This is a genomic window from Microbacterium aureliae, assembly GCF_054780155.1.
The window spans coordinates 883,275-907,650 of sequence record NZ_BAAGWW010000002.1 but is presented as its reverse complement, the minus strand read 5'-3'; the positions used below and the strand labels follow the sequence as shown (position 1 = coordinate 907,650).

Genomic DNA, 24,376 nt, shown 5'->3' with positions numbered 1-24,376 from the left:
GTTGGCCTTCAGGTCACGCCGAGCGACGGTGGTTCGAGGCCCCCCGCCTCGGACTCTCCGACTCTATGAGGCGCCTATGCTCCGCCGCGAGCGTGAATCGACGACTCCCGGTGACGAATCGATAACCGCCGGCTACAGCTTTTGGATGGGGGCGATCTTGATCAGCAGCTTCTTCGCGCCCGCGGAGTCGAAGCGGACGTGGGCGACGCGCTTGGCGCCCTCGCCGGTGACGGTGTCGACCCGCCCCTCGCCGAAGTCCTCATGACGGATGCGGTCGCCCGCCGCCAGCTCCATGTCACCGTTGTCGCGGACCTTGGCGGGAATCCGGTTGGCGAACTTCTCGATGTCGGCGCGCGGTTCCCGCCGGCCGAGTGGGACGAGGTCGTCGCCGTACCGCTTGCCGCCGAAGCCGCCTCCTGACCCGCCGCGCCGCGCGTTCAGCGCGCGCGACTGGGTGCCGCCGCGGGAGTTGACGTCGCCCGGCGACTGCCGCCAGTGCAGCAGCTCGGCGGGGATCTCCTGCAGGAAGCGGCTGGGCATCGCCACGGTCACCTCTCCGAACTGCGCGCGCGTCATCGCCAGCGACATGTACAGGCGCTTGCGCGCCCGCGTGATGCCGACGTAGAACAGCCGGCGCTCCTCCTGCGGCCCGCCCGGCTCCCCCGCCGAGATGCGGTGCGGGATGAGGTCCTCTTCGACGCCGGTGAGGAACACCGCGTCGTACTCGAGGCCCTTCGCGGTGTGCAGGGTCATCAGCGACACCGACCCGGACGCGTCGTCGAGGTCGTCGGCATCCGACACGAGAGCGACCTCGGCCAGGAAGTCGATGACGGTGCCGTCGGGGTTGTTGCGCGCGAACTCCCGTGCGACGGCGACGAGCTCGTCGAGGTTTTCGAGGCGGGCCTCGTCCTGCGGGTCCTTGCTGGCGCGCAGGGCGTCGCTGTAACCGGACTTGTTCAGCAGCAGCTGCAGTCCCTCGGCGACGGCCGTCGGCGGCGCCAGTTCACCGGATGCCGGCAGCATGAGCGCGGTCGCCTCGGCCAGCACGGCATCCAGGTGCGCGATGGCGGTCTGGATCTTGGGGCCCACGCCGAGCGCCGAGGAGTTGGCCAGGGCGTCGCGGAAGGTGATCTGCTCCTCTTGCGCGTACCGCGAGATCGCCTCGATCGTGACGTCGCCGATCCCTCGCCGGGGCCGGTTGATGATGCGGCGCATCGCCATCTCGTCGGCGGGGTTGGACACCGCGACGAGGTACGCGAGCGCGTCCTTCACCTCGGCGCGCTCGTAGAACTTGGTGCCGCCCATGATCTTGTACGGCACCGCCGAGCGGATGAAGATCTCTTCCAGCGCGCGGGACTGCGAGTTGGTGCGGTAGAAGACCGCCATCTGCCCGTAGTCGATCCCCGCGCGGTGCAGCACGTCGATCTCGTCGGCGACGAACTGGGCCTCGTCGTGCTGCGAGTACCCGGTGAAGCCGATGATCTTCTCGCCCGCGCCGACGTCGGTCCACAGCTTCTTGTCCTTGCGGTCGAAGTTGTGGCCGATGACTGCGTTCGCCGCCGACAGGATGTTCTGCGTCGACCGGTAGTTCTGCTCGAGCAGCACCACCTTGGCGCCGGGGTAGTCGCGCTCGAACTCGGTGATGTTGCGGATGTCGGCGCCCCGGAAGGCGTAGATCGACTGGTCCGAGTCGCCGACGACGGTGAGGGATGCCGCGTCCTCGGCGGACGGCTCCGGTTCGAAGATCATCATGCCGCCGCCGACGGCGGTGGGCGCGGCATCCGACCCGACGGGCTTGGTCAGCTCGTGGATCAGTGCGTACTGCGCGTGGTTGGTGTCCTGGTACTCGTCGACGAGGATGTGGCGGAACCGCCGGCGGTACACATCGGCGACATGCGGGAACGTCCGGAACAGGTACACGGTCTGGGCGATGAGGTCGTCGAAGTCGAACGCGTTCGCCCGCTGCAGCGCGCGCTGGTAGTCCGCGAACACGTCCACGAACACCCGCTCGGCGGGATCGTTCATATTGGCCTGACGCGCATAGGACTCGGCATCCGCGAGCTCGTTCTTGAGCTTGGAGATCCGCGACTGGGTCGCCGCCGGGGTCAGGCCGTAGGCGTCGGCCTCGTGCTCCTTCACCAGCCGCTTGATGAGCGCGCGGGAATCACCGGAGTCGTAGATCGTGAAGGCCTTCGTGAATCCGAACTGGTCGGCCTCGCGGCGCAGGATGCGCACACAGGCGGAGTGGAAGGTCGAGATCCACATCCCCTGCGCCCGGTCGCCGATCAGCTGCTGCACGCGCTCGCGCATCTCGCCGGCGGCCTTGTTGGTGAAGGTGATGGCGAGGATCTGGCTCGGCCAGGCGTCCTTCGTGCGCAGGAGCGAGGCGACACGGCGCGTGAGCACGCTCGTCTTGCCGGATCCGGCGCCGGCGACGATCAGCAGCGCCGGACCGCGGTAGGTCACCGCGTCGCGCTGCTGCGGGTTCAGTCCGGCGAGAAGGTCTTCATCGGGGCGGATGCCGGCGGACTGCGGCCCGCGGTCGCCGCCGACGATGAGGGGGATGGGGGCGTCGGTCATGGCCCGACAAGTCTAAGTTGCGCCGCCGACACCGGCGGATCGTCCGCGACGGCGCCGGGGCGGAGGGATGCCGCTACCCCGGCAGCTCCGCGGCGGCCCGGCGCACCCGGCGCACCGCGTCGTCGAGGCCTTCGAGAGATCGCTCGGCCTCGCGGTGCACGTGCGCGATGAGGACGTCGTACGCGGCTGCCGGCTCGCCCGCTCGCCGCGCCTGCGCCCGGGCGATCTCGAGGCTGCGGGTGAGAATGAGGCCGTCGCGGTGGTCGCCGAGCATGTCGTGGATGTCGTCGCCGCCGGCGGCGAGCCCGTCGAGCTCGTCGCCGAACAGCTCGGGAGCGACCGCCGCGATCGCCTCGGCGTTGTATCTCAGTCGCCTGCCGGCCTTCCGCAGCACGTGGAAGGCGTCCAACGACCCGTCGACGCCCTTCGCGGCGCGCCGCACGCGGCGGGCCTCATGCCCCAGCACGCCGGCCAGCGTGTCACGGGCGGATGCCGCCGGATCGGCCAGCAGAGGGTGTTCCGCCGCCTCGTCCAGCAGCCGACGTCGCTCGTCGGCCCGCGGGTGCACGGCCAGCTCGAGCAGCCGTCCGTGAGCGCGCCGGCACTCGTCGCGGTGCTGCTCGACGACGCGGCGGCGCACGTCGGCGTCGTCGATGTCGCACGCCTGGAGCGCGCCTTCGCCCAGTTCGGCGAGCACTTCGAGGTCGCGGACGACCCCGAGCTCGTGACCCCACTCGTCATACCGCACCCGCAGCATGCGTGCGACCGACGGGTCGAGGACGTGGCGGAAACCGCCGAGGACGCTGCGCAGCCGCCTCACCCGAACGCGATGCTGGTGGACTCCGTCGGGGTCGTCGTCCCGAGCCGCCGGCCACGTCTGGATCAGCTCGGTCCTCGCACCCCGGAGGACGTCACCGACGATGTCGGCGAGTGGACGCTCGTCGGCTGCCGGCATGTGCGATCCCGTCGGTCAGAGGCCGACGCGCTCCGTCCGGCGCGCAGAGATGCCGAGGAAGACTCCCACCGCGGCCACGAGCACGGCGACCACGATGACCGGCCAGGCGATGCCCGAGCGGTCTCCGGCCGCTGAGACGGCGGTGAGCACGGCGACCATCACGGCGACGCCGGCGCCGAGGCCCGCGAGGATGAAGCCGACCGCGCGCCGCGCACCGAACGTGCCGTGCAGCGCCCAGGCCCCGGCGACGAAGATCCACGCCGTCGCGGCGAAGGCGACACCCGACGCGATCGCGCGCAGCACCGGCGACGACACCACGACGCTCCACCACCCGTCGGGCCCCGCGAACGAGATCTCTGCCAGAGACAGGATGCTGTGCAGCACGACGCCGCCGCCGACGGCGGCGATGACGGGCCAGGGTGAGCGGCCGCCGACCAGCAGCCGCACGACGACCGCGAACACCACCCAGCCGGCGAGCACGGCGAGCAGCTCGCCCCACGACGTCAGCTCCGCCTGCAGGATGCGGGTGCCGACCAGCAGCGCCGCGGGGATCGCGAACATCAGCGCCCGATCGAGCGGCAGCAGGCCGAGCGAGGACTCGCGCGCTCGCCAGGGACGCGACGACGACAGCCAGGTGGCGCGGGCTCCGGCGGCCCCGGGGCGCCGCACCAGGCTCGTCTGGGCGGCGAACATGCCGATGACGAGCCAGGCGAGCGCGAGCGCCATCAGAGCACGCGCACCCCAGACCAGGCCCGGTGCGTCCCCGGCCGCGGCCGGCCTGACGAGGAAGACGGTCGAGATCAGCGGGGCGGCCAGCGTGCCGGCGATGAACAGACCCGCGACGAGGGCCACCGAGATCGTGCCCTTGTGCGCCGCCGTCGCCATCCGCTCAGCCTAATCCGTGCCGGGCGTGTCGCGTACGGCGGGGCGACTCAAGCGGCCCCGGCCCGCTTGCCCGACTTCAGCCCGGCGCGCCACCGGCCGTGTTCGCGGGCGACGAGGACGGCGAAGACCCCCCAGAGCCCGAGGTCGTCGGCGAACCCGAGCGGCCCCAGGATCAGCTCCGGGATCAGGTCGATGGGCACGACCGTGTAGACGAGGGCCGCGAGCCCGGCGATCCACGTCGTCGGCGCGACACGGTGCTCGCGCGTCCGGATCGCCTTGATGAAGCTCCACCACATGTGTCCAGTGTGCGCCACACGCGCGACATCGCCCAGACGCCGAGCGACCGCCGGGCCCTGACCTCCCCCTCGGTCACGGGCCCGGCGGCACGATTCTCACCCGCCGCGCTGATCCAGCGCCCGGGTGATGTGCCCGAACTCCTCTGGACTGATCTCACCGCGCGCGAGCCGCTCTTCGGCGATGTGGCGCGCCGCGCTCGGCGACCCCCATCCGGGGTTCACGCCGGGACGCCGCGACGAATCCATGCTGAACAGCCTGACCAGCAGCACGATGAGCGCCACGAGGACGAGCACCAGCAGGATGATGCCGAACCACATCCAGCCCCAGCCCCAGCTTCCGCCGTACATCATGGGACACCTCCGCTCGATCCGGACCATGGGGTCCGTGGTCTCATCGTCCTCCGCGGCTGCGCGACGGTGAGGGCCGAAGGTCCCGCCTCGTCAGCCGTCAGAGGATGTCAGCAGCGTCAGCCCGCTGTCGTCGACGACGAGGACGTCGCCGCGATCGTCGATGCCGACCGCCTGCACGGTCCCGTGCACCGCGCCGATACGCTCCCACGCGGCATCCGGAGCCGAGGTCGTCCAGACGTCGCCCCTCCGATCGACGCCCACCAGCCGCGCGCGGTCGGCCGACGCGGACACGAGGAAGAGGCTCGGCGCGTCCGTCAGCCGGCCGAACGTCGCTCCCTGATCGTCGCTCACGCGCGGCCCCTCGGGGCCGGCCAGGATGACGCGACCGGCGGCATCCACCGCCAGGGCGAACGCGGGCAGCGTGGTGCCGGTGGGAGCCCAGGTGGCTCCGCCGTCGACGCTGCGCAGCACCTGGCCGCTGTCGGTCGCCTGGCCGTAGAGTTCGCCGTCGAGACCACCGGCGAGCACGTGGAAGTCCTTCTCGCCGGTGAAGGCGACCGGAGCCCAGGTGAGACCGCCGTCGTCGCTGCGGATGATGCCCAGGTGAGGCGAGCCCAGCTCCTCGGGTGTGGCCGAGCCGGGGTGGCCGGACGCGAACAGCGTCTCGCCGCCGGCGGCGAGACCCATCGCGTCGAAGTCGTCGCGGCCGATGCGGTCGCCGAGCTCGCCGTCCGCGGTGACCGCGACGAGACCGCCGTGGGTGCCGAGCAGGAAGCCCTCGCCCGCCGGATCGGGGATCACCGCGTGGACGTGCGTGCCGATGTCGGCATGCTCCTCGTCGGGCGGCGCGGCGGCGGCGCATCCGGTGAGGGCGAGGGGAAGGAGCGTGGCGGCGACGGCCGCCGCGCGCAGAGTCGTGCGCATGAGGACCTTTCGGAACGGGGGCGGGGGCGCCGGCATCCGGACGCCCCCGCCGGACGTCACATGTCGGCGAGCATCTCGCGCATCAGTTCGATCTCGGCCGTCTGCGACTCGACGATCGCCTCGGCGAGCGCGCGCACGTCGGCGCTCTCGCCGTTCTCGAGCGCGACCTCCGCCATCTCGAGGGCGCCCTCGTGGTGCTGGATCATCTGCTCCAGGAACAGCTTGGACGCCTCGGCGCCCTCGGCGTCCTCGAGGGCGTCCATGTCGCCCTCGCTCATCATCCCGTCGCCATGGCCCATGTGGTCGCCGTCGGAACCCGGCATGTCGACGTCCCACTCGTCGAGCCACTCCTCCATCTGGTCGATCTCGGGCTGCTGGGCGTCCTTGATCTGCTGGGCGAGGTCGGCCACGTCCGCGTCGATGTCGTCCTTGCCGAGCAGCAGATCGGACATCTCGACGGCCTGTTCGTGGTGGGGGATCATCATGCGCGTGAACATGACGTCCGCCTCGTTCACGCCGGCGACCTCGGACGAGCCGTCGCCGGGCCCCATCCCGGGCATGGTGTCGGGCCCGCCGCCGGCGCAGCCGGACAGGGCGAGCAGGGCGGTCAGCGTGAGCGCGGTGATTCCCGCGTGTCGGATTCTCATCAGGATTCTTCCTCTACAGGTTCGTGAAATCCCTCGGCGGATGCCGGGGGCGCGGGTCGAGGGAGCGGACGGTCCGCTCCCCGCCCGTCACGTGCGGCTGATGCAGAGGGCGACGAGCGAGGGCGGGCGCAGCGGCGGGCGCGCGGAGGCCGTGCGCTGCCGGAGCTCCGCGCGCGGGAGGAGGTCGGACAGGAGCAGCGCGCCGCGCGGCCTCAGCAGCAGCAGCAGGACCACGGCGAGGATCGCGAGGACGCACGTGATCGCGAGGGCGTCGAGGTGCCCGCCGTCGCAATCGCACGGCTGGCCGGCGACGGAGTCGGTGGCCGCCGTCATCGAGCCGGCCCCGGCGCCCGCGTCGTGGTGGGTGTGCGCGGCGCCTGCCTGATGCGCGGCGGGAGCGGCGACGACGGGTGCGGCGTGCGCACCCGCGTGAGGGCCGCCGAGCGCGTGCATGGCCAGGAGTCCGACGATCACGGCGCCGGCGATCCCGATGGCGAGGAGCACGGCGCGAGCGAGCGACTGCCCGGCGCGGAGCCGTCCGTGCAACGCGATCAGCGACATGTCTCCTCCGCGTTCCACGGTACGTCACCGCGGACGGGTGACGCACGATGACGCACAGATCGCCCTTCAAGATTGCTTAGGCTACCCTTACCTCGTCATGCTTCCCTCTTCCTCCCTCGATGCCCGCCCGGCGCGTCGCCTCTTCGCCGGCGCGAGCGATGCGGTCGCGCTCGTCCACGACGGCGAGCGCATCGACTACGCCGAGCTCGAGCGCCGCGTCGACGAGCGGCGGGCCCAGATCGGCACCGCTCGGCGTCTCGTCCTGATCACGGCGGGCAATGCCGTCGAGCCGATCGTCACGTTCCTCGCGGCGGTCGAGGGCCGGCATCCGGTGCTGTTCGTGCCGGACGGCCCCTCGAACGAGCGGCATCGTCAGGCGATGATCGCGCGCTTCGATCCCGACGTCATCGCCGCGGGGCAGGATGCCGGGTGGCGGCTCATCGAGCGTCACGACGCCCCGCGGCACGAGTTCCACGACGACCTCGCGATGCTCGCGAGCACCTCCGGGTCCACGGGGTCGCCCAAGCTCGTGCGCCTGTCGTTCGAGAACCTGCGCAGCAACGCCGCCGCCATCGCCCAATACCTGGAGCTGACCCCCGACGACCGCGCGGCGACCACGCTGCCGCTGCAGTACTGCTACGGGCTGTCGGTCGTGACGAGCCACCTCGCCGTCGGCGCGAGCCTCGTCCTCACCGACCGCAGCGTCGCCGAGGACCGCTTCTGGAGCGAGTTCACCGCCGCCGGCGCGACATCGTTCGCGGGAGTGCCGTACACCTTCGACCTGCTCGAGGCGAGCGGCTTCGCAGACCGGGTGCCCCCGACGCTGCGCTACATCACCCAGGCGGGCGGGCGGATGGCGCCGGATCGCGTGCGCCGCTTCGCCGGACTCGGACGCGCCCACGGCTTCGACCTGTTCGTCATGTACGGCGCGACCGAGGCCACGGCACGCATGGCCTACCTGCCGCCGGAGCGCGCGCACGACGCCGCCGGATCGATCGGCCGCGCCATCCCGGGCGGGTCGCTGCACGTGGATGCCGGCGCCGGCGACGACGTCGGCGAGCTGGTCTACCGCGGACCCAACGTCATGATGGGCTACGCCGAGTCCGCCGCGGACTTCACCCTCGGGCGCACCGTCGACGAGCTGCGCACCGGCGACCGGGCCCGCCGGCGACCCGACGGGATGTTCGAGATCGTCGGGCGCATGAACCGCTTCGTGAAGGTCTACGGCCTGCGCGTGGACCTCGACCGGCTCGAGCGGCTGCTGGCCGACGACGGCTTCGACGCGCGCGTCATCGCGGTCGACGAGCGCCCCGTGGTGTTCGTCCTCGCCGAACGGCAGACCGCGGCCGTGGCGGCCGCCGCCGCCGAGGCGCTGGGCATCCCGGCGCACGCCGTCCGGGCGCACGCGATCGCGGAGTTCCCCCGCACCGCGAGCGGCAAGCCCGACACCGCGGCACTCGTCGAGCACGCCGCCGCGCTGTCCCGGTCGTCGGCCGACGCGGCCGCGGCCGACGAGACGGTGTCGGCGGACGGCATCCGGGCGCTCTTCGCGCAGCTGCTCGGCCGCCCCGACGCCTCCCTCGCCGACACGTTCACGTCGCTCGGCGGCGACTCCCTCAGCTACGTCGAGATGTCGGTGCGGCTCGAGCAGCTGCTCGGAACCCTGCCGGCCGACTGGCCGCGCCTGACGCCCGGCCAGCTCGCCGCGCAGGCGTCGCCGCCCGCCGTCGCGACCGCATCACGTGATACGTCACGCGGGGCGAAGCGGGGCGGCATGGCCCGCGTGGACACCGGCATCGTGCTGCGCGCCGTCGCGATCGTCCTGATCGTCGGCTCCCACGCCGACCTGTTCACCGCGCAGGGCGGCGCCCACCTGCTGCTGGCTCTGTTCGGCTTCAACCTGGCGCGCTTCCAGCTCGCCGCCGGCTCGGGCTCGCGACCGCGGCGGCTGCTGCGCACGGCGGCGCAGATCGCCGTCCCCGCCGTCCTCTGGATCGCCGCGGTGGCCGCCGTGACCGGCCAGTACCGCCCCGAGACCGCCCTGCTGGTCAACGGCTTCGTCCACGGCGGGGATGCCGGGTGGCACGCCCAGTGGCAGTTCTGGTTCATCGAGCTGGCGGTGTGGGGCACGCTCGGGCTCGCCGCCCTGTTCGCCTGGCGCCGCGCCGACCGGCTGGAGCGCGCCCACCCCTTCGGCTTCGCCCTCGCCCTGCTCGCGGGCTCCCTGGCGATGAGATATGCCGTCACGGGCATCGAGTCCGGACTCGTCGAGCGCTACACGATCCCCGCCGCACTGTGGATCCTGGCGATCGGGTGGGCCGGCGCCCGCGCCGACCGCACGTGGCAGCGCGCGCTGCTCTCGGTGGTGACCGTCGTCGGGATGGCCGGGTTCCTTGGCAACCCCGCGCGCGAAGCCGTCGCCGCCGTCGGCATCCTGATCCTGCTGTGGGTGCCGGCGCTGCGGCTGCCGCGCCTGCTGGTGCCCCTCCTCCACCCCCTCGCCGGCGCCTCCCTGTTCATCTATCTCACCCACTGGCAGGTGTTCCCCGCGTGGGAGCAGAGCGCGCCGCTCATGGGCACGGTGCTGTCGCTCGCGATCGGGATCGCCGCGTGGTGGGGCTACCGGCGGATGCGCCTGGTCATCCGGCGGCGACGGCCCGCAGCAGCAGCGCAGCCTGCTGCCTGACGAACCCCGCGTAGCCGCCGGGCGTGCGGCCGACGATTCGGCCCGAGGTGAGCACCTCGGCGGCGTCGCCGGCGACGGCGCGGGCTCCGGCGGCGCGGGCGCGCGTGACGAGGTCGACGTCCTCGTGCTCGCGCAGGCCCGCGAACCCGCCGACGGCGTCGTACACCTCGCCCCGGATGCCGAGGCTCGCACCGTGCACGTTCCCCGCCGGGCGCCCGCGCACGTGGGTGGCCCGCCAGTGCCGTTCGTACACGGCGGGCAACTCGGCGAAGTCGGGCCGCACCGTGCCGAGGTAGACGTCGGCCCCCGCGGCGGCCGCGTCGAGCTGCGCGGTGATCCAGTGCGGCGGCACGGCGGAATCGGCATCCGTGTTCGCGATCCACACGCCCTCGGCGCCGCCCGCCTCGGCGAGCGCATCGGCGATGCCCGCCGCGCGCGCCCGCCCAACCGAGGCGTGCGTGACGTCCACCACCGGCACGCCATGACGCGCCGCCACCAGCGCCGTGCCGTCCGCGCACGCATCCAGCACCACCCGCACGAGGCACCGGATGCCGCGCCGCTCGGCCCGCGCGATCGCGGCGTCGAGGGCGGTCAGGCAGCGCCCGAGCAGCACCTCTTCGTCGTGGGCGGGGACGACCGCGACGACGGTGTGCACCGGCATCCGGGTCATGCCAGCCCCTCGCGCTGGGCGACCGAGCGGACGGGCGGCCGCTGGAACACCTCGAGCAGGAAGTCCGCCTCGCGATGCTGCACGGTCACCGCCCACGCGGGGTGGGCCCGCAGCGCGCGGTGCACGCTGTCGCCGCTGCGCGGGTAGTCCGCCACCGGATGCCGCCAGTGGCATGCGACGAGCGTGCCGTCCGCGGCGAGGGACTCGTCGATGCGCGCGAGCGTGGCGGCCAGGTCGCCGGCGGACAGGTAGTAGCCGACCTCCGAGAGCACGACGGTGTCGAAGACGCCCTCGGGCCACTGCTCGGGCATGTCGAGCCGCTCGAACCGCACCCGCTCGTCCCGGACGCGGTCGCGGGCACGATCGATCGCGGCCTGCGCGATGTCGGCGGCCACGACGGCGTCGGCACGCGGGGCGAGCGCCGCGGTGAGGGCACCGGTCGCGCAGCCGATCTCGAGCACGCGGCCGAGCCCGCGTGCGGGGAGTGCCGCGAGCAGCGCCGCGCGCTTTCGCTCCTCGTACCAGCGCGAGTCGAAGCCCCACGGGTCGTCGTGCCGCCCGAAGAAGTCCTCGAAGTACTGCTGCGGCAGGGTGCCGCCGTCACCCGCGGCCCCGTCGTCGGCGCCGCCCTCGACGAAGACCACCTCGACGTCGCGGTCGAAGTGCCCGAGCGCCTGCGGATGCAGGATCGGCTCGTCACCGGCGGCGTCCGACAGCGGCTGCGTCTGCGACGCGTGTGTCGCCAGCGCCTCGCGCTTGGCCCGTCTCGCGTCGGGATCCAGACGGATCCCGCGGGCCCGGGCCCACGGCACGTCGTCGGGGGTCCCCCAGTGCCACAGCCAGATCGGGTAGCCGACGTGCGAGACGTCCGCGCGGGCGGCCGGCCGGTCCGACGCGTCCGCGGCCCGTAGCCCGGCCAGGACCTCGGCGACGACCTCGGCGACGACGCGGTGGTCGCGGTGCCCGTCACCCGACCACGGCGCGGCCACCAGCGTGCGCTTCGGAGCGGTCAGGCCGACCTCGGCGCGCACGCGCGCGGCGAGCTCCTGCCGCACGTCGTCCAGTCCGCCGTCGGGCAGACCGGCGAACACCAGCGCGGCGCCCGGTGCGAGCCGCTGCACCGCCGCGGTGACCTCGGCGCGCCGCAGGGCCGCCAGCCGCTCGGGCGTGTGCGTGGGGGAGTCCGGGTGGGAGCGGTCGCCGTCCGTCGCCACGACGACCGTGACGCGTCCGCCCTGACGGTGGACGGTGTGGATCAGACCGGCAGCACCCAGGGTCTCGTCGTCGGGATGAGCCGCCACGACGACCAGCTCGTCGATGCGGGTGTCCAGCGCGGCGACCGCCGGCATCCGCTCGTCGTCCTGCCACACGCGTTCGGGGGTGCCGGCGTCGAGGTGCGAGAAGGCGGGCATCAGCGGCCTTCGACCAGGTCGCGCCCGATCCGGGCGACGTCGCGCGCAGCGTGGTCCTGCCGCAGGTAGAGGTGCAGGTCGGCCACGCGCGCGGCGTGACGGCCGTCGGACACGAGCGGCCCGGGCCCGAGGGCGCCGTCGGCCTCGGCGAGCACCTGCGTCGCGGCCCGGGCGACCACGGTGCGCACGCGCTGCGCGAGCAGGCCGGGGTGACCGGTGCCGCCGGCGTCCACCAGGCCGGCCGCCTCGGCCAGCACGGCACGAGCCGCCCAGAGCGCGGCATCCGCCGAGCCGAGGTGGACGAGCGCGAGCTGGTCGGCGCGGTCCGAGGACGCCGCGCGCTGCAGCGGTTCTCGCAGTCCCTCGGCGGCGCCCCACCACACGGCGGCGACCGACATTCCTCCCCACGCGAATCCGGGACGCTCGAGGTACCAGCCCGGCCCGCCGACGGGTGTCGCGGGGGTCCCGTCGAAATCGACGGGGGCGCTGACGACCTGCGGCAGTCCGCGCGCGTGCCACGGTCCGTCGTGGGGGTGCACGGTGGCGCCGCGCAGGTCGACGGCGAACAGCGCGCGCTCGGTGTCGCTCACGAACGCGGTGACGAGGGCGTGGCTCAGGTGGCTCGCGAGCGAGCACCACGGCTTGGTGCCGTCCAGGATCCACCCGTCGGCGGTTTCGGTCGCCCGGACGCGGCCCTGCGCCCCCTCGGCGGCGAAGACTCCCCACGTCGCACCCTCGATGTGGCCCTGACCCGCCTGCGCCAGGATCGCCAGCGCGTCCAGGTGGGGCTCGAGCATCCGCGCCGCGGCGACGTCGATGCGGGCGGCGCCGGCGAGGAGCTCCCACAGCTCCCGGGTGCGGCCCTCCCCCGCGCGCGGCGCCCAGGCCCCCACCTCGCGCACCCACGCGAGCGTCGCGTCGATGTCCACGCCGAATCCTCGGTCGACGTCGGCGCCGGCGAGCGCGGCCGCCACGTCGGGCGCGGACTCGGCGTGCGGGGCGAGGGTGAGTTCGTGCGGCACGGGCACCTCCTGCCTCGGACGCTATCCGAGCCCGCCCTGCCGGTCGGCGGGGGTTGACAGCCGCGTGGCCGCGCCCCTATCGCCGCATCTCTACCTGCGGAAGAACTCTACGCCCAGGTCGGGGTGGTCGACGAAGACGCCGTCGACACCGGCATCCCGGATCACCGCCCACTCGGCCTCGTAGTCACCGAACGCCGCCGCCCCGCCGGGGCCGCGCAGGGTCCGCGCGAGGAAGCGGTTCTCGGGACGGCAGGTCCAGGTGAACACGCGCAGCCCGCGGGCGTGGGCATCGGCGACGACGGGGGTCGGCCCCGTCACCCGGCCCAGCTTGTCGGGCGCGAGGATCATCCGCTTGTCCACGCTGATGCCGTCGACGACGCCGACCAGCCGGTCCAGGCCCGCCGGCGACGCCGTCGCGCGGTACGTGGGAGCGGCGGCTCCACGGGCGGCGACCAGGTCGAAGGGCTTGCCGGCCGCTTCGAGCAGATAGATGTACGAGCCGCGGATGCCGTGGGCGCGCACGTCGCGCAGCACCGTCGACTCGAACGACTCCACGATCACGGGGAGCTCCCCCGCCGCCCAGCCGGTCGCCCGCAGCTCGGCGGCGATGAGGGCGGCGATGTCGAAGCCCAGCGAGGCGAAGTACGTCGGATGCTTGATCTCGAGGACGATGCCGATCTCGCGTCCCTGCGCGAGGGCGGCGGCGCGGACGAGGTCGAGCACGTCGCGCAGGCGCAGCACCGGCTGCTGGTCGTCGAAGGTGGCGCTCCCGGGCCGGATGTCGGCGAGGCGCTCCCGGCAGCGGAGCGTCGACAGCTCGTCCCACGTGAAGTCCTCGGTGAACCAGCCGGCGTGCTCGACGCCGTCCACCGTCTTGCGGGTGCGCCGGTCGGCGAACTCCGGCCGATCGCCGACGTCCGTCGTCCCCGAGATCTCGTTCTCGTGGCGCACCACCAGCACGCCGTCGCGCGAGACGACGATGTCGGGCTCGACGGCATCCACCCCCAGCTGCAGCGCCAGGTCGTACGAGGACCGCGAATGCTCCGGGCGGTAGCCGGGCGCGCCGCGATGACCGATGACGAGCGGGGGACGGCGCGGCACGCTCACAGGCTACCCGCGCGAGTTGATAGTCCTCTCTCAGCGGACAACCGCTGTGTCACACGGTTTCTCGGATATCGTTGATCCACAGCACGGTGCTGTATATCCACCGACTTTGGAGTGTGAGAGCAGTGGCCCTCAACAACCCCGCGTTCAACAACCCGGCGTTCCAGGACCCTCGAGCCGTTCAGACCTACCCCGGCGGGCCGCAGGCCGCCACCCTCGGCAGCGCTCAGCGCATGGGGACCGACCTCGCCGCGCAGGCCCAGATGGAGGGCATGTACGCCGCCCCCGCCGCCGGCGCCCGCGAGACGGACCGCATGACCGTCGAGGACACCGTCGTCAAGACCGTCAGCCTCTTCGCGATCCTCGTCGTCACCGCCGTGGTCGGCTGGATCTGGACCCTCTCGCCCGTCGCCGCGACCGGCCAGCCCACGATCCTCCCCTGGATCATCGGCGGACTCGTCGGCTTCGTGCTGTCGATGGCGATCATCTTCACCTCCCGCAAGAAGGTCCGCCCGGCGCTGATCTTCGCCTACGCCGCGGCCGAGGGCCTGTTCGTCGGCGGCATCTCGGCCTTCTTCGAGATGATGTTCCCCGGCATCGTCATGCAGGCCACCCTCGGCACCCTCGCCGTGGTCGGCGTCACCCTCGCCCTCTTCGCCAGCGGCAAGGTCCGCGCCTCCAAGCGCGCGACGAAGATCTTCATGGTCGCCATGATCGGCTACCTGGTCTTCTCGCTCCTGAACGTCGGCCTGATGTTCTTCGGCGTGCTGCCCCAGGGCGCGATGTTCGGCCTGCACAGCTCGATCGAGATCATGGGCATCCCGCTGGGTGTCATCATCGGCGTGCTCGTGGTCCTCATGGCCGCCTACTCGCTGGTGCTCGACTTCGACCAGATCCAGCAGGGCGTCCGCAACGGCGCCCCCCGCCAGTACGGCTGGCTGGGCGGCTTCGGCATCATGGTCACCGTCGTGTGGCTGTACGTCGAGATCCTGCGCATCATCGCGATCGTCCGCAGCAGCAACTGAGCTGACGCGAGACGGACGCAGGGGGTCGCCTTCGGGCGGCCCCCTTTCTCGTGCCGCCACCCCGCGCGGGTCGCGTGAGCGCGCGGGGCGATCCTCGATAGGGTGACGGACATGGCCGGGCACCGAACATCGACAGTGTCCGCGGCCCGCCCGATCCCCCGGCTCCTCGCCGCCCTCGTCGCGGTCGGACTGCTCGCCGGTCCCGCCGTTCTCCTGCCACCGGATGCCGCGACCGCCGGCCCCGCGATCACCGGAGGCGCCCGCACCGACGGCGCGTCGAGCCCGATCGAGCGCGGCGACTGCCCCGTCGGCATCCCCGCATCCCAGCGCGATCGCGTGGAATGCGGAACCCTCACGGTGCCGGAGCGTCGAGGCGACGCCAACGACCCGGAGCGGAACATCCGGGTGCCCTACGCCGTGATCTCGGCCACCGGCTCCGAGCGGGCCGCCGACCCTCTGGTGGTCCCGACGGGCCGCCCCGCGCTCGGGGGCGCCTCCGACGCGTTCATCGGCACGGTGCGCCACTTCCTCTCGGACGGCGACTGGGCCACCGGCTCCCGCGACGTCATCGTCGTCGAGCAGCGCGGCGGCGCCCTGTCCGAGCCGTCCCTGGCGTGCGCCGAGGCGGGCATCGACGGCCGCGTGCGCGACGGCGTGTGGGAACCGGCATCCGATGACCTCGCCCGCTTCGCCGCGGCGTGCCGCGAGCGTCTCGTCGCCGACGGCGTGGACCCCGCCGCCTACACGACCCGCGCATCGGCGACCGACCTGGTCGACCTGCGGCAGGCGCTGGGCTTCGACGCCTGGAACCTCTACGCCGCCTCGTACGACACGCGCCTCGTCCTCACGGTGCTCCGCGACCAGCCCGCGGGCGTGCGTTCGGTCATCCTCGACGGCGCGTATCCGCTGCAGGTGGACCGCTACGCCGCCGAGCCGGGGAACCTCGCCGACACGGTGCGGCTGCTCGCGGCGTCGTGCAGCGCCGACGCCGACTGCGCCGAGCGCTACCCCGATCTCGAGCAGACCTTCGCGCGCGTGCTGGACGACGCGGCCGAGGATCCCGCCGAGCTCACCGCCCAGCATCCGCAGGACGGCTCGCCGGTCGACCTGCGGCTGGACGACCGCGCCCTCGTCGACGGTCTCGCCCAGGCCCTGGCCGCCGGCGACGCCCGCGCGCTGCCGTTCCTCATCGACCAGCTGGATGCCGGCAACCCCGGTGCCGCGCTCCCCGTCGCCCAGCGCCGCCTCGACCGCATCGGAAGCGTCCCGCTGGGCCTGGAGCTGTCGCTCGAGTGCGCCGAGGAGATCCCGTTCACGTCGGTGCGGGCAGAAGGCGAAGAGCCGGCCGAGGGCGAAGAGCCGGCCGAAGAGCCGGCCGAGGAGCCCTCGCCGCTCGACCGCATCGCCGCCCGCGTCACCTCGGGCGCCGAACGGCTCGCGCAGTGCGAGGCCTGGCAGGTCCCCGCGCTCGGCGACCGCGAGTCCGCGCCTGTCAGCAGCGAGGTGCCCGCCCTGATCCTCGCGGGTGGCTTCGACCCGTACACCCCGCTCGGGTGGGCCGAGGCCGCAGCGGACGGCCTCTCGCGCTCGACCGTGGCGTTCCTTCCGACGGCGGGCCACGCCCCGCTGCGCCAGCGCGACGCCTGCGCCACCTCGCTGGCCGGGCAGTTCCTCGCCGCGCCGGACGGCGCGATCGAGGCGTCGTGCCTCGCGGCATCCGGCCCCGTCGATCACCTGACCACCGCGGACATCGACCCGACCACGGCCGTGTACCGCCTGGATCGCGACGTGCTGCAGCAGCGCGACCTCGTCTCGCTCGGGCTGCTGGGAGTGGCCGTGACGCTGCTCGTGGCCACGCTCGTCTACGGCGCGGTCGTCGCGCTGCGGCGCCGACTGCGCCTGAGCGGCGACGTCCCCGAAGGGGCCGTGCTGGCGGCGGTGACCGCCGCCGCGCTGAACCTCGCCTACGTCGCGGGCCTCGGTCTCGTGCTGCTCGCCACCGAGCGGCAACTGCTGGCCTACGGACTGCCGCCGGGCGTGTGGCCGCTGCTGCTCCTGCCGTTCGCGGGTCTCGTGATCACCGTGCTGCTGATCGTCCTCATCGTGCGCGCATGGCTGCAGGACGACGGCACCGTCCTGCACCGCATCCTGCTGTCGGTGTCGGCGGCCGCTTCGCTGCTGTTCGCCGCCTGGCTGCTGGTGCGGGGGCTGCTGGCGCTGTGAGCGCAACCCCTCACGCCACCCGCGCGCGAGGGCATAGCGTGACGGGATGAGCCCGTCGACATCGGATGCCGAGATCCTCGAGATCGGCCCCCACGAGGTGCGGATCTCGAGCCCGGCCAAGGTGGTCTTCCCGCAGGCCGGCCTGACCAAGCTCGACGTCGTGCGGTACTACCTCGCCGTCGCTGAGGGAGCACTGCGCGGGGCCGGAGGCCGGCCGATGGTGCTCAAGCGCTTCCCGAAGGGGATCGACGCGGAGCCGTTCTTCCAGAAGCGGGTGCCCGAGAACCACCCCGGCTTCGTCGACACCGCGACGCTGCACTACGCCAGCGGCACGTCGGCCGAAGAGGCGGTGATCCGGGATGCCGCCGGCCTGGCGTGGGTGGTCAACCTCGGCTGCCTGGACCTCAACCCGCACCCCGTGCGCGCCGAGGACCTCGATCACCCCGACGAGCTGCGCATCGACCTGGACCCCATGCCCGGCGTGGAATGGTCGCAGATCGTGGACGCGGCGTTCGTGGCGCGCGACGTGCTCGACGACGTCGGGCTGGTCGGCTGGCCGAAGACCAGCGGGTCGCGCGGCCTGCACATCCTGGTGCGGCTCGCGCCGCGGTGGGACTACCGCGACGTGCGGCTGGCCGCCGAGACCCTCGCGCGCGAGGTCGAGAACCGGGCGCCGGGCCTGGCCACCGCGCGGTGGTGGAAGGAGGAGCGCGGCGAGAGCGTCTTCGTCGACTTCAACCAGAACGCCAAGGACCGCACCGTCGCCTCGGCCTACTCCATCCGGCCCCTGCCCGACGCGCGGGTGTCGACGCCGCTGGACTGGGACGAGGTGCGCGAGCGCCGCCCCGAGGAGTTCACCGTCGCGACGGTGCTCGAGCGCTACGCCGCGATCGGCGACCCCCACGCGGGCATCGACGACGCCGCCGGGGTGCTGGACGGGCTCCTGGCCCTCGCCTCCGAGCTCGGGCCCGCCGAGAAGCCGCCGCGGGCGTCGGCCGGCTCCGGCCGCCGGGAATCGGTCATGCCGCTCGTCGAGGTCGCCCGCACGAAGACCAAGCCCGAGGCGCTCGCGGCGCTCGAGAAGTGGCGAGCCCGGCATTCCGGTGCGGCGGCGCAGCTGCATCCGGCCGATGTGCTGGTGGACGGGATGCGCGGCTCGAGCTCGCTCTGGTACCGCGTGCGGGTGAACCTGCAGCACGTCGCCGACGCCGACCGCCCGCCGCAAGAGGCGCTGATCGCCGACTACGACCCCTGGCAGGGCCGCACCTGGCAGCGCTGACCGGCTGGGCCGCTCGGGCGGTGCGGCGCCCGCGCCCGTTCAGAACTCCACCGATCCGGTGCCGGATCCCGCCCGGGGCCGCCCACGCGCCCCGAACCCCACCCGATCCGTGGAGTTCTGCACGCGGCCGGGCCGGCCGCGGGTCAGGCCCGGCGGCTGGGGCGCGCGAGCACGTCGCGCGCGGCCTGGGCCAGGGCGGCCATGGCGTGGGCGGGGTCGACGCGCCGCGCGGCGGCGACGGCCTCGCGCGCGAGCCGGGCGTGCTCTTCGGGGTCCGACAGCACGCGCACGATGGCGTCGGCGAGCGCGGCGATGTCGCCGTCGGGCACCAGCACTCCCCCGCCCTCGGCGAGCAGCTCGCGCGGGCCGTAGCGGATGTCGAACGCGACGACCGGCGTCCCGTGGACGAGGGCTTCGGCCAGCGACAGCCCCTGTCCCTCGAAGGCCGAGGTCGAGACGAAGACGGATGCCGCGTCCAGCACGCGTCCGGGATCCTCGGTCGACCCGTGCAGCACCACGTGCGCTCCAAGCCCCAGGCTGTCGATCAGCGCCTGCAGCTGGTCGCGTTCGGCACCGGCGCCGTAGACGTCGAGGGTGGCGTGCGGCACGCGGGCGATGACCTCGACCATGGCGTGGACGGCGAGATCGACGCGTTTGCCGGGCGCGAGCCGGTTCAGCATGACCGCCCGCCCCGGCACGCGGTCGGCGGCCGGGACCACCGAGGCACCGGCGGGCACCGCGTGCGGCACGACGACGTGGATGCCGGGGTCGCCGAAGCGCTCGGCGACGTCGGCGCGCTGCGCGGCGGTGGGCCACAGCACGGCGTCGAACTTCTCGGCGACCGAGAACCAGCGGGTCCACAGCGGGTTCAGGTCGCCGTCGGGTTCGTACGGGGGCTCGAGGTGGATCGTGTGGATGGCGTGCAGCAGCCGCACCTCGGGGTCCCCCCATCCCACGAGCAGCTCGCCGAGCTGGCGGGACTCGCACACGACGAGCACCTGCCGGTCGGCGTTCCCCGCCCGCAGCTGCGACACGACGTGGTCGAGCCAGGCGCGGTACAGCGCGCCGAAACCGTCCAGGATGCCGGCGACGCGGCCCCGCGAGTCGTACACCGCGACGGGAGCCGTGCTGACGTGCCAGTCGGGGTCGCCGGCGATGACCGGCAGACCGACCGCCGGGCCGCCCTCACGGCCCGGGACGACGCGGTACTGCAGCGCCGGGTCGGGCTCACCCGGGTGCGCGGCGTCCCGCAGCCAGTCGGCGGCGCCGCCGCCTGCGGCATCCGCCTCGTCGAAGAGGTTCCGCATCCGCGCGGGGTCGACGACGAGGTCGCGCCCCGCGAAGACTCGCCGGTGCTGCTCGTGGTCGGCCCGGGTGCCGGGGTCGACGGTCAGCAGCAGCGGGCCGGCTCCGCCGGCGACGCCCGCCGCGGCCATCTGGCGCGCGCGAGCGAGGGTGGCGAAGGTGTACCCGCCGTCCTGATCGGGGATCAGCCGGCTCGACAGCACCAGGTACTCGGCGTCGGGGAAGGAGGTCACCGTCCCATCCTGCCCCGAGCCCGGCGGCTGCGTCAGGTCACTCCCACTCGATGGTCCCCGGGGGCTTCGACGTGACGTCGAGCACGACCCGGTTGACCTCTCGCACCTCGTTGGTGATGCGGTTCGAGATGCGCGAGAGCACGTCGTAGGGCAGGCGCGTCCAGTCCGCCGTCATGGCGTCCTCGCTCGAGACGGGACGCAGCACGATCGGGTGGCCGTAGGTGCGGCCGTCGCCCTGCACGCCCACCGAGCGGACGTCGGCGAGCAGCACGACCGGGCACTGCCAGATCTCGCCGTCGAGGCCCGCCGCCGTCAGTTCCTCGCGGGCGATGGCGTCGGCATCCTGCAGAATCTCGAGACGGTCAGCGGTGACCTCGCCCACGATCCGGATGCCGAGGCCGGGGCCCGGAAACGGCTGACGCGCCACGATCACCTCGGGCAGGCCGAGCTCGCGGCCGATGGCGCGCACCTCGTCTTTGAAGAGGGTCCGCAGCGGCTCGACGAGCTCGAACTGCAGGTCCTCGGGCAGCCCGCCGACGTTGTGGTGGCTCTTGATGTTGGCGGTGCCCGCGCCCCCGCCGGACTCCACGACGTCCGGGTAGAGCGTCCCCTGGACGAGGAAGCGGATGGGCTCGCCGTCGGCCTCGGCCTCGGCGACGAGCTCGGCCTCGGCCTGCTCGAAGGTGCGGATGAACTCGCGCCCGATGATCTTGCGCTTCTGCTCCGGGTCGCTCACGCCGGCGAGCGCGGTGAGGAAGCGCTCGCGCGCGTCGACGGTGACCAGGCGCACGCCGGTCGAGGCGACGTAGTCCTGCTCGACCTGCTCGCGCTCGCCCTTCCGCAGCAGCCCGTGGTCGACGAAGATGCAAACGAGCTGGTCGCCGACGGCCTTGTGGACCAGGGCCGCGGCCACGGCGGAGTCGACCCCGCCCGACAGGCCGCAGATGACGCGGCCGGAGCCGATCTGGGCCTGGATGCGGGCGACCTGCTCGGCGATGACGTTGCCGCTGTTCCAGTCGGCGGGCAGCCCCGCGGCCTTGTGCAGGAAGTTCTCGATGACCTGCTGGCCGTGGTCGGAGTGCTTGACCTCGGGATGCCACTGCACGCCGTACAGGCGGCGCTCGTCGCTGCCGAAGGCGGCCACCGGCGTCGCCGACGTGCGCGCGAGGACCTCGAAGCCGGCCGGCGCCTTCGACACCTGGTCGCCGTGGCTCATCCACACGTTCTGCTGCACCGGCTGCCCGCCGAAGAGGACGCCCTCGTCGTGGACGATGCTCGCGTCGGTCGCGCCGTACTCCCGCAACCCCGTGTTGGCGACCTCGCCGCCGAGGGCCCGGGCCATCACCTGGAAGCCGTAGCAGATGCCGAGGGTCGGCACGCCGAGCTCGAACACCCCGGCATCGAGCTGGGGGGCGCCGGTCTCGTACACCGACGACGGGCCGCCCGACAGGATGATCCCGACCGGGTTGCGCTCGGCGATCTCGGCGGCGGTGGCGGTGTGCGGCACGATCTCGCTGTAGACGCCCGCCTCGCGCACGCGCCGGGCGATCAGCTGCGCGTACTGCGCGCCGAAGTCGACGACGAGGACGGGGCGCTGCGAGGTGTCGGTCTGTTCGGTCACCGGGTGCCTTCCGCTGCGGGGACGTTGTCGGGGGTGCCATCGACGGATGCCGGCGGCTCGGCCGCCTCGCGGGCGGCGAGATGGCCGCGCACCTCGCGCGCGACCTTGGCCTCCATGAAGAAGGACAGCAGCGGCACGATGCCGCCGAGGGCGAGGACGATGAAGCGAGGGAACGGCCACCGCATGAGGCTCCAGATGCGGAAGCACGCGAAGAGGTACACCACGTAGAACCACCCGTGGGCGACGAGGATCGCGAGGGACAGGTTGAAGCCGTCGCCGGTCGAGATCATCTCGCATCCCTGGCCGCCGGGGATGAAGAGGGAGTACCACAGGCACTCCGGGCCGGGGATGGCGGTGGCGAACCACAGCAGGCCGCCCGAGCCGCCGAGGAAGAGCTCGACGTGCAGCGGCGTGTACTTCAGGATCATCTCGGCCACCAGCAGCAGCAGGCCGATCCCGGTGATGATCGAGGCGATCTGGTAGAAGGTCAACGCTCCGCGGATCGCCGGAAAAGACGAGGCTCTGGGGGCGCGAGGCATGGGGTCCAGTCTAGCCGTCGCCCGCATCCTCGATCTCCTCGAGCTCCCTCTCCCACGCGTCGCGCGCCAGGCGGTACCAGAGGTAGAAGGCGAAGCCGGCGAAGACCGCCCACTCGGCGGCGTAGAAGATGTTCAGCCAGTTGACGCTCGAGGACTCCGCCGGCGCGGGCGACGAGATGGCCTGGATGCCGCCGAGGGGTTCGTCGGCGACGAGGTACGGCCGGTAGACGGCGAGGCCCTCGACGTCGGACCACTGCCCCAGCAGCATCGCCGGCGACATGCGGGTCATGGTCTGCGGGTCGGCGCCGCGCGGCGGCAGGGCGGGTCCTTCGTCCGACACCAGGCGTCCGGTGATCTCGACCGGCTCGGCCGCGGCCTGGTCAGAGAGGGCGGATGCCGCCTCCTCCGCCTCATCGAGAGTGGCGGTCCAGCCGACCGCCACGGCGAGCGCGACCGGTTCCTCGGCGCCGTCGACGCGGAACTGGCCGGTCACCCAGTAGCCCTCGACACCGTCGTTGAAGCGCGACGAGACCACCAGGAAGTCCGGCCCCACCCACTGTCCGCTCACGCGGACCTTCTGCCCGACGAGCGGCTCGGCGAGGTACTCGCCCGGCTCCACCACGTCCGCGATGGGCTGCACCTGCTCGGTGGCCCCGGGTGGCAGCGGGTCGGTGTTGATCGCGCGACTGAGCTGCCACTGTCCGAGCCAGCCGAGAACGCCGGCGATCACGAGGCACACCAGCAGCAGCGCGATCCAGCGGGGGCGCAGCATCACCTCGCGCAGGGTGGGCGGGAAGACCTCGGGGACCGGATCCTCCGCCCGGGGGGCGTCGGTCATCACTTGCCGTACGGCGCCACCACGACCTCGACGCGCTGGAACTCCTTGAGGTCGGAGTATCCGGTGGTCGCCATGGACTTCCGCAGCGCGCCGATGAGGTTGGCGGTGCCGTCGGCGACGGGCGCCGGCCCGTACAGCACGGATTCGAGCGTCGTGACCTGGTCGACGGCCACGCGGCGACCGCGCGGCAGCTTCGCGTGGTGGGCTTCGGGGCCCCAGTGGTAGCCGCGGCCGGGGGCATCGGTGGCGCGGGCGAGGGCGACACCGAGCATGACGGCATCCGCCCCCATCGCGAGGGCCTTGACGATGTCGCCCGAGGTTCCCACGCCGCCGTCGGCGATGACGTGCACGTAACGCCCGCCGGACTCGTCGAGGTAGTCGCGGCGCGCGCCGGCCACATCGGCGACGGCGGTGGCCATCGGCGCGTGCAGGCCGAGCGTGGCGCGCGTGGTGGACGCCGCTCCCCCGCCGAATCCGACCAGGACGCCGGCGGCGCCGGTGCGCATGAGGTGCAGCGCCGCGGTGTAGGTGGCGGCGCCGCCCACGATCACGGGGACGTCGAGGTCGTAGATGAACTTCTTGAGGTTCAGCGGCTGGTCGACGCTCGAGACGTGCTCGGCCGAGACCGTCGTCCCGCGGATGACGAACAGGTCGACTCCGGCGGCGACCACCGTCTCGTACAGCTCCTGCGTGCGCTGCGGGGTCAGGGCGCCGGCGACCGTGACGCCGGCGGCGCGGATCTGGGCGAGCCGGTCGCGCACGAGCTCGGGCTTGATCGGCTCGGAGTACAGCTCCTGCATGCGGCGGGTGGCACCGGCATCCGGAAGCGAGGCGATCTCGTCCAGGAGCGGGGCGGGGTCGTCGTAGCGCGTCCACAGCCCCTCGAGGTCGAGCACGCCGAGCCCGCCGAGCTTGCCCAGTTGGATGGCGGTGTCGGGGCTGACGACGGAGTCCATGGGGGCGCCGAGCACCGGGATGTCGAACTGGAAGGCGTCGATGGACCAGGCCGTCGAGACGTCCTCGGGGTTGCGCGTGCGCCGCGAGGGCACCACCGCGATGTCGTCGAACGTAAAGGCGCGACGGGCCCGCTTGGCGCGGCCGAGCTCGATCTCCATGGTCACGGGGTCCAGCCTACCCGGCGGGGCGCCGCGGGCCCGGGCGGGGTCCCGATACGCCTCACGACGAGACAGAGCACCGCGCCGCCTCGTGCCAGGCGGCGA

21 protein-coding genes are annotated in these 24,376 nt (G+C 73.1%); 4 read left to right on the top strand and 17 right to left on the bottom strand.

Features of this window, described 5'->3' with window-relative positions; translation table 11 throughout:
- Positions 1–132: 132 nt before the first annotated feature.
- The 8 genes from ACYVF4_RS10335 to ACYVF4_RS10300 all read right to left on the bottom strand — a co-directional run bounded on the left by ACYVF4_RS10335 (position 133) and on the right by ACYVF4_RS10300 (position 7,199).
- Entirely contained in the window at positions 133–2,580 is a 2,448-nt protein-coding gene (locus tag ACYVF4_RS10335) for an ATP-dependent helicase (protein WP_460722351.1), read from the bottom strand.
- A 73-nt stretch (positions 2,581–2,653) separates the two neighbouring features.
- Positions 2,654–3,535, bottom strand: a complete 882-nt coding sequence (locus ACYVF4_RS10330; RefSeq protein ID WP_460722349.1) for a CHAD domain-containing protein — start codon at positions 3,533–3,535, stop codon at positions 2,654–2,656.
- 15 nt (positions 3,536–3,550) lie between these two features.
- Positions 3,551–4,420, bottom strand: a complete 870-nt coding sequence (locus ACYVF4_RS10325; protein ID WP_460722347.1) for a hypothetical protein — start codon at positions 4,418–4,420, stop codon at positions 3,551–3,553.
- Between the two features lie 47 nt (positions 4,421–4,467).
- Positions 4,468–4,716, bottom strand: a complete 249-nt coding sequence (locus ACYVF4_RS10320) for a DUF1232 domain-containing protein (protein ID WP_460722345.1) — start codon at positions 4,714–4,716, stop codon at positions 4,468–4,470.
- A gap of 96 nt (positions 4,717–4,812) precedes the next feature.
- Positions 4,813–5,067 carry an SHOCT domain-containing protein gene (locus ACYVF4_RS10315; RefSeq protein ID WP_460722343.1) on the bottom strand — a complete coding sequence of 85 codons (255 nt, stop codon included), beginning with the start codon at positions 5,065–5,067 and terminating at the stop codon, positions 4,813–4,815.
- Positions 5,068–5,157: 90 nt separating this feature from the next.
- Positions 5,158–5,991 carry a WD40/YVTN/BNR-like repeat-containing protein gene (locus ACYVF4_RS10310; protein WP_460722341.1) on the bottom strand — a complete coding sequence of 278 codons (834 nt, stop codon included), beginning with the start codon at positions 5,989–5,991 and terminating at the stop codon, positions 5,158–5,160.
- A 56-nt stretch (positions 5,992–6,047) separates the two neighbouring features.
- Positions 6,048–6,638, bottom strand: coding sequence for a DUF305 domain-containing protein (locus tag ACYVF4_RS10305; protein ID WP_460722339.1), 591 nt, complete (start codon positions 6,636–6,638; stop codon positions 6,048–6,050).
- An 87-nt stretch (positions 6,639–6,725) separates the two neighbouring features.
- Complete coding sequence (locus ACYVF4_RS10300; protein ID WP_460722337.1) at positions 6,726–7,199, bottom strand: DUF6153 family protein; 474 nt, start codon at positions 7,197–7,199, stop codon at positions 6,726–6,728.
- A gap of 97 nt (positions 7,200–7,296) precedes the next feature.
- On the opposite strand from ACYVF4_RS10300, the gene ACYVF4_RS10295 reads away from it, so the two are divergent.
- Positions 7,297–9,885 (top strand): AMP-binding protein, encoded by a 2,589-nt coding sequence (locus tag ACYVF4_RS10295; RefSeq protein ID WP_460722335.1) that lies wholly within the window; start codon positions 7,297–7,299, stop codon positions 9,883–9,885.
- On the opposite strand, the gene ACYVF4_RS10290 is transcribed toward ACYVF4_RS10295, so the two are convergent.
- The 4 genes from ACYVF4_RS10290 to ACYVF4_RS10275 all read right to left on the bottom strand — a co-directional run bounded on the left by ACYVF4_RS10290 (position 9,839) and on the right by ACYVF4_RS10275 (position 14,090).
- A complete protein-coding gene (locus ACYVF4_RS10290) occupies positions 9,839–10,555 on the bottom strand; it encodes a glycosyltransferase family 2 protein (RefSeq protein WP_460722333.1) in 717 nt (238 codons plus the stop codon). The two genes, ACYVF4_RS10295 and ACYVF4_RS10290, sit on opposite strands and share 47 nt — an antisense overlap.
- Complete coding sequence (locus ACYVF4_RS10285) at positions 10,552–11,967, bottom strand: bifunctional PIG-L family deacetylase/class I SAM-dependent methyltransferase (protein ID WP_460722331.1); 1,416 nt, start codon at positions 11,965–11,967, stop codon at positions 10,552–10,554. The genes ACYVF4_RS10290 and ACYVF4_RS10285 overlap by 4 nt, the downstream gene beginning before the upstream one ends.
- Positions 11,967–12,989 (bottom strand): acyl-CoA dehydrogenase family protein, encoded by a 1,023-nt coding sequence (locus tag ACYVF4_RS10280; RefSeq protein WP_460722329.1) that lies wholly within the window; start codon positions 12,987–12,989, stop codon positions 11,967–11,969. Before ACYVF4_RS10280 ends, ACYVF4_RS10285 begins: the two co-directional genes overlap by 1 nt.
- A 90-nt stretch (positions 12,990–13,079) precedes the next feature.
- Positions 13,080–14,090 (bottom strand): glycerophosphodiester phosphodiesterase family protein, encoded by a 1,011-nt coding sequence (locus ACYVF4_RS10275; protein ID WP_460722327.1) that lies wholly within the window; start codon positions 14,088–14,090, stop codon positions 13,080–13,082.
- 128 nt (positions 14,091–14,218) lie between these two features.
- On the opposite strand from ACYVF4_RS10275, the gene ACYVF4_RS10270 reads away from it, so the two are divergent.
- From ACYVF4_RS10270 to ligD, 3 genes are all read left to right on the top strand, one after another.
- Positions 14,219–15,118 carry a Bax inhibitor-1/YccA family protein gene (locus ACYVF4_RS10270; RefSeq protein ID WP_460723122.1) on the top strand — a complete coding sequence of 300 codons (900 nt, stop codon included), beginning with the start codon at positions 14,219–14,221 and terminating at the stop codon, positions 15,116–15,118.
- 135 nt (positions 15,119–15,253) lie between these two features.
- Positions 15,254–17,341 (top strand): alpha/beta fold hydrolase, encoded by a 2,088-nt coding sequence (locus ACYVF4_RS10265; protein ID WP_460722325.1) that lies wholly within the window; start codon positions 15,254–15,256, stop codon positions 17,339–17,341.
- Between the two features lie 46 nt (positions 17,342–17,387).
- Positions 17,388–18,620 carry a non-homologous end-joining DNA ligase gene (gene ligD / locus ACYVF4_RS10260; RefSeq protein WP_460722323.1) on the top strand — a complete coding sequence of 411 codons (1,233 nt, stop codon included), beginning with the start codon at positions 17,388–17,390 and terminating at the stop codon, positions 18,618–18,620.
- Between the two features lie 143 nt (positions 18,621–18,763).
- Here ligD and ACYVF4_RS10255 read toward each other — a convergent pair whose 3' ends face one another.
- From ACYVF4_RS10255 to ACYVF4_RS10235, 5 genes are read right to left on the bottom strand one after another with little or no spacing between them, the layout of a single operon-like run.
- Positions 18,764–20,158 (bottom strand): glycosyltransferase, encoded by a 1,395-nt coding sequence (locus ACYVF4_RS10255; protein WP_460722321.1) that lies wholly within the window; start codon positions 20,156–20,158, stop codon positions 18,764–18,766.
- Positions 20,159–20,195: 37 nt separating this feature from the next.
- Positions 20,196–21,779 carry a glutamine-hydrolyzing GMP synthase gene (guaA, locus tag ACYVF4_RS10250; RefSeq protein ID WP_460722319.1) on the bottom strand — a complete coding sequence of 528 codons (1,584 nt, stop codon included), beginning with the start codon at positions 21,777–21,779 and terminating at the stop codon, positions 20,196–20,198.
- The gene (locus ACYVF4_RS10245; RefSeq protein WP_460722317.1) at positions 21,776–22,318 is read right to left on the bottom strand and encodes a DUF3817 domain-containing protein; all 543 of its coding nucleotides are present in this window, start codon (positions 22,316–22,318) and stop codon (positions 21,776–21,778) included. Before ACYVF4_RS10245 ends, guaA begins: the two co-directional genes overlap by 4 nt.
- Before the next feature lie 10 nt (positions 22,319–22,328).
- Complete coding sequence (locus tag ACYVF4_RS10240) at positions 22,329–23,156, bottom strand: SURF1 family protein (protein WP_460722315.1); 828 nt, start codon at positions 23,154–23,156, stop codon at positions 22,329–22,331.
- Positions 23,156–24,271, bottom strand: coding sequence for a GuaB3 family IMP dehydrogenase-related protein (locus ACYVF4_RS10235; protein ID WP_460723120.1), 1,116 nt, complete (start codon positions 24,269–24,271; stop codon positions 23,156–23,158). The genes ACYVF4_RS10240 and ACYVF4_RS10235 overlap by 1 nt, the downstream gene beginning before the upstream one ends.
- Positions 24,272–24,376 lie beyond the last annotated feature (105 nt).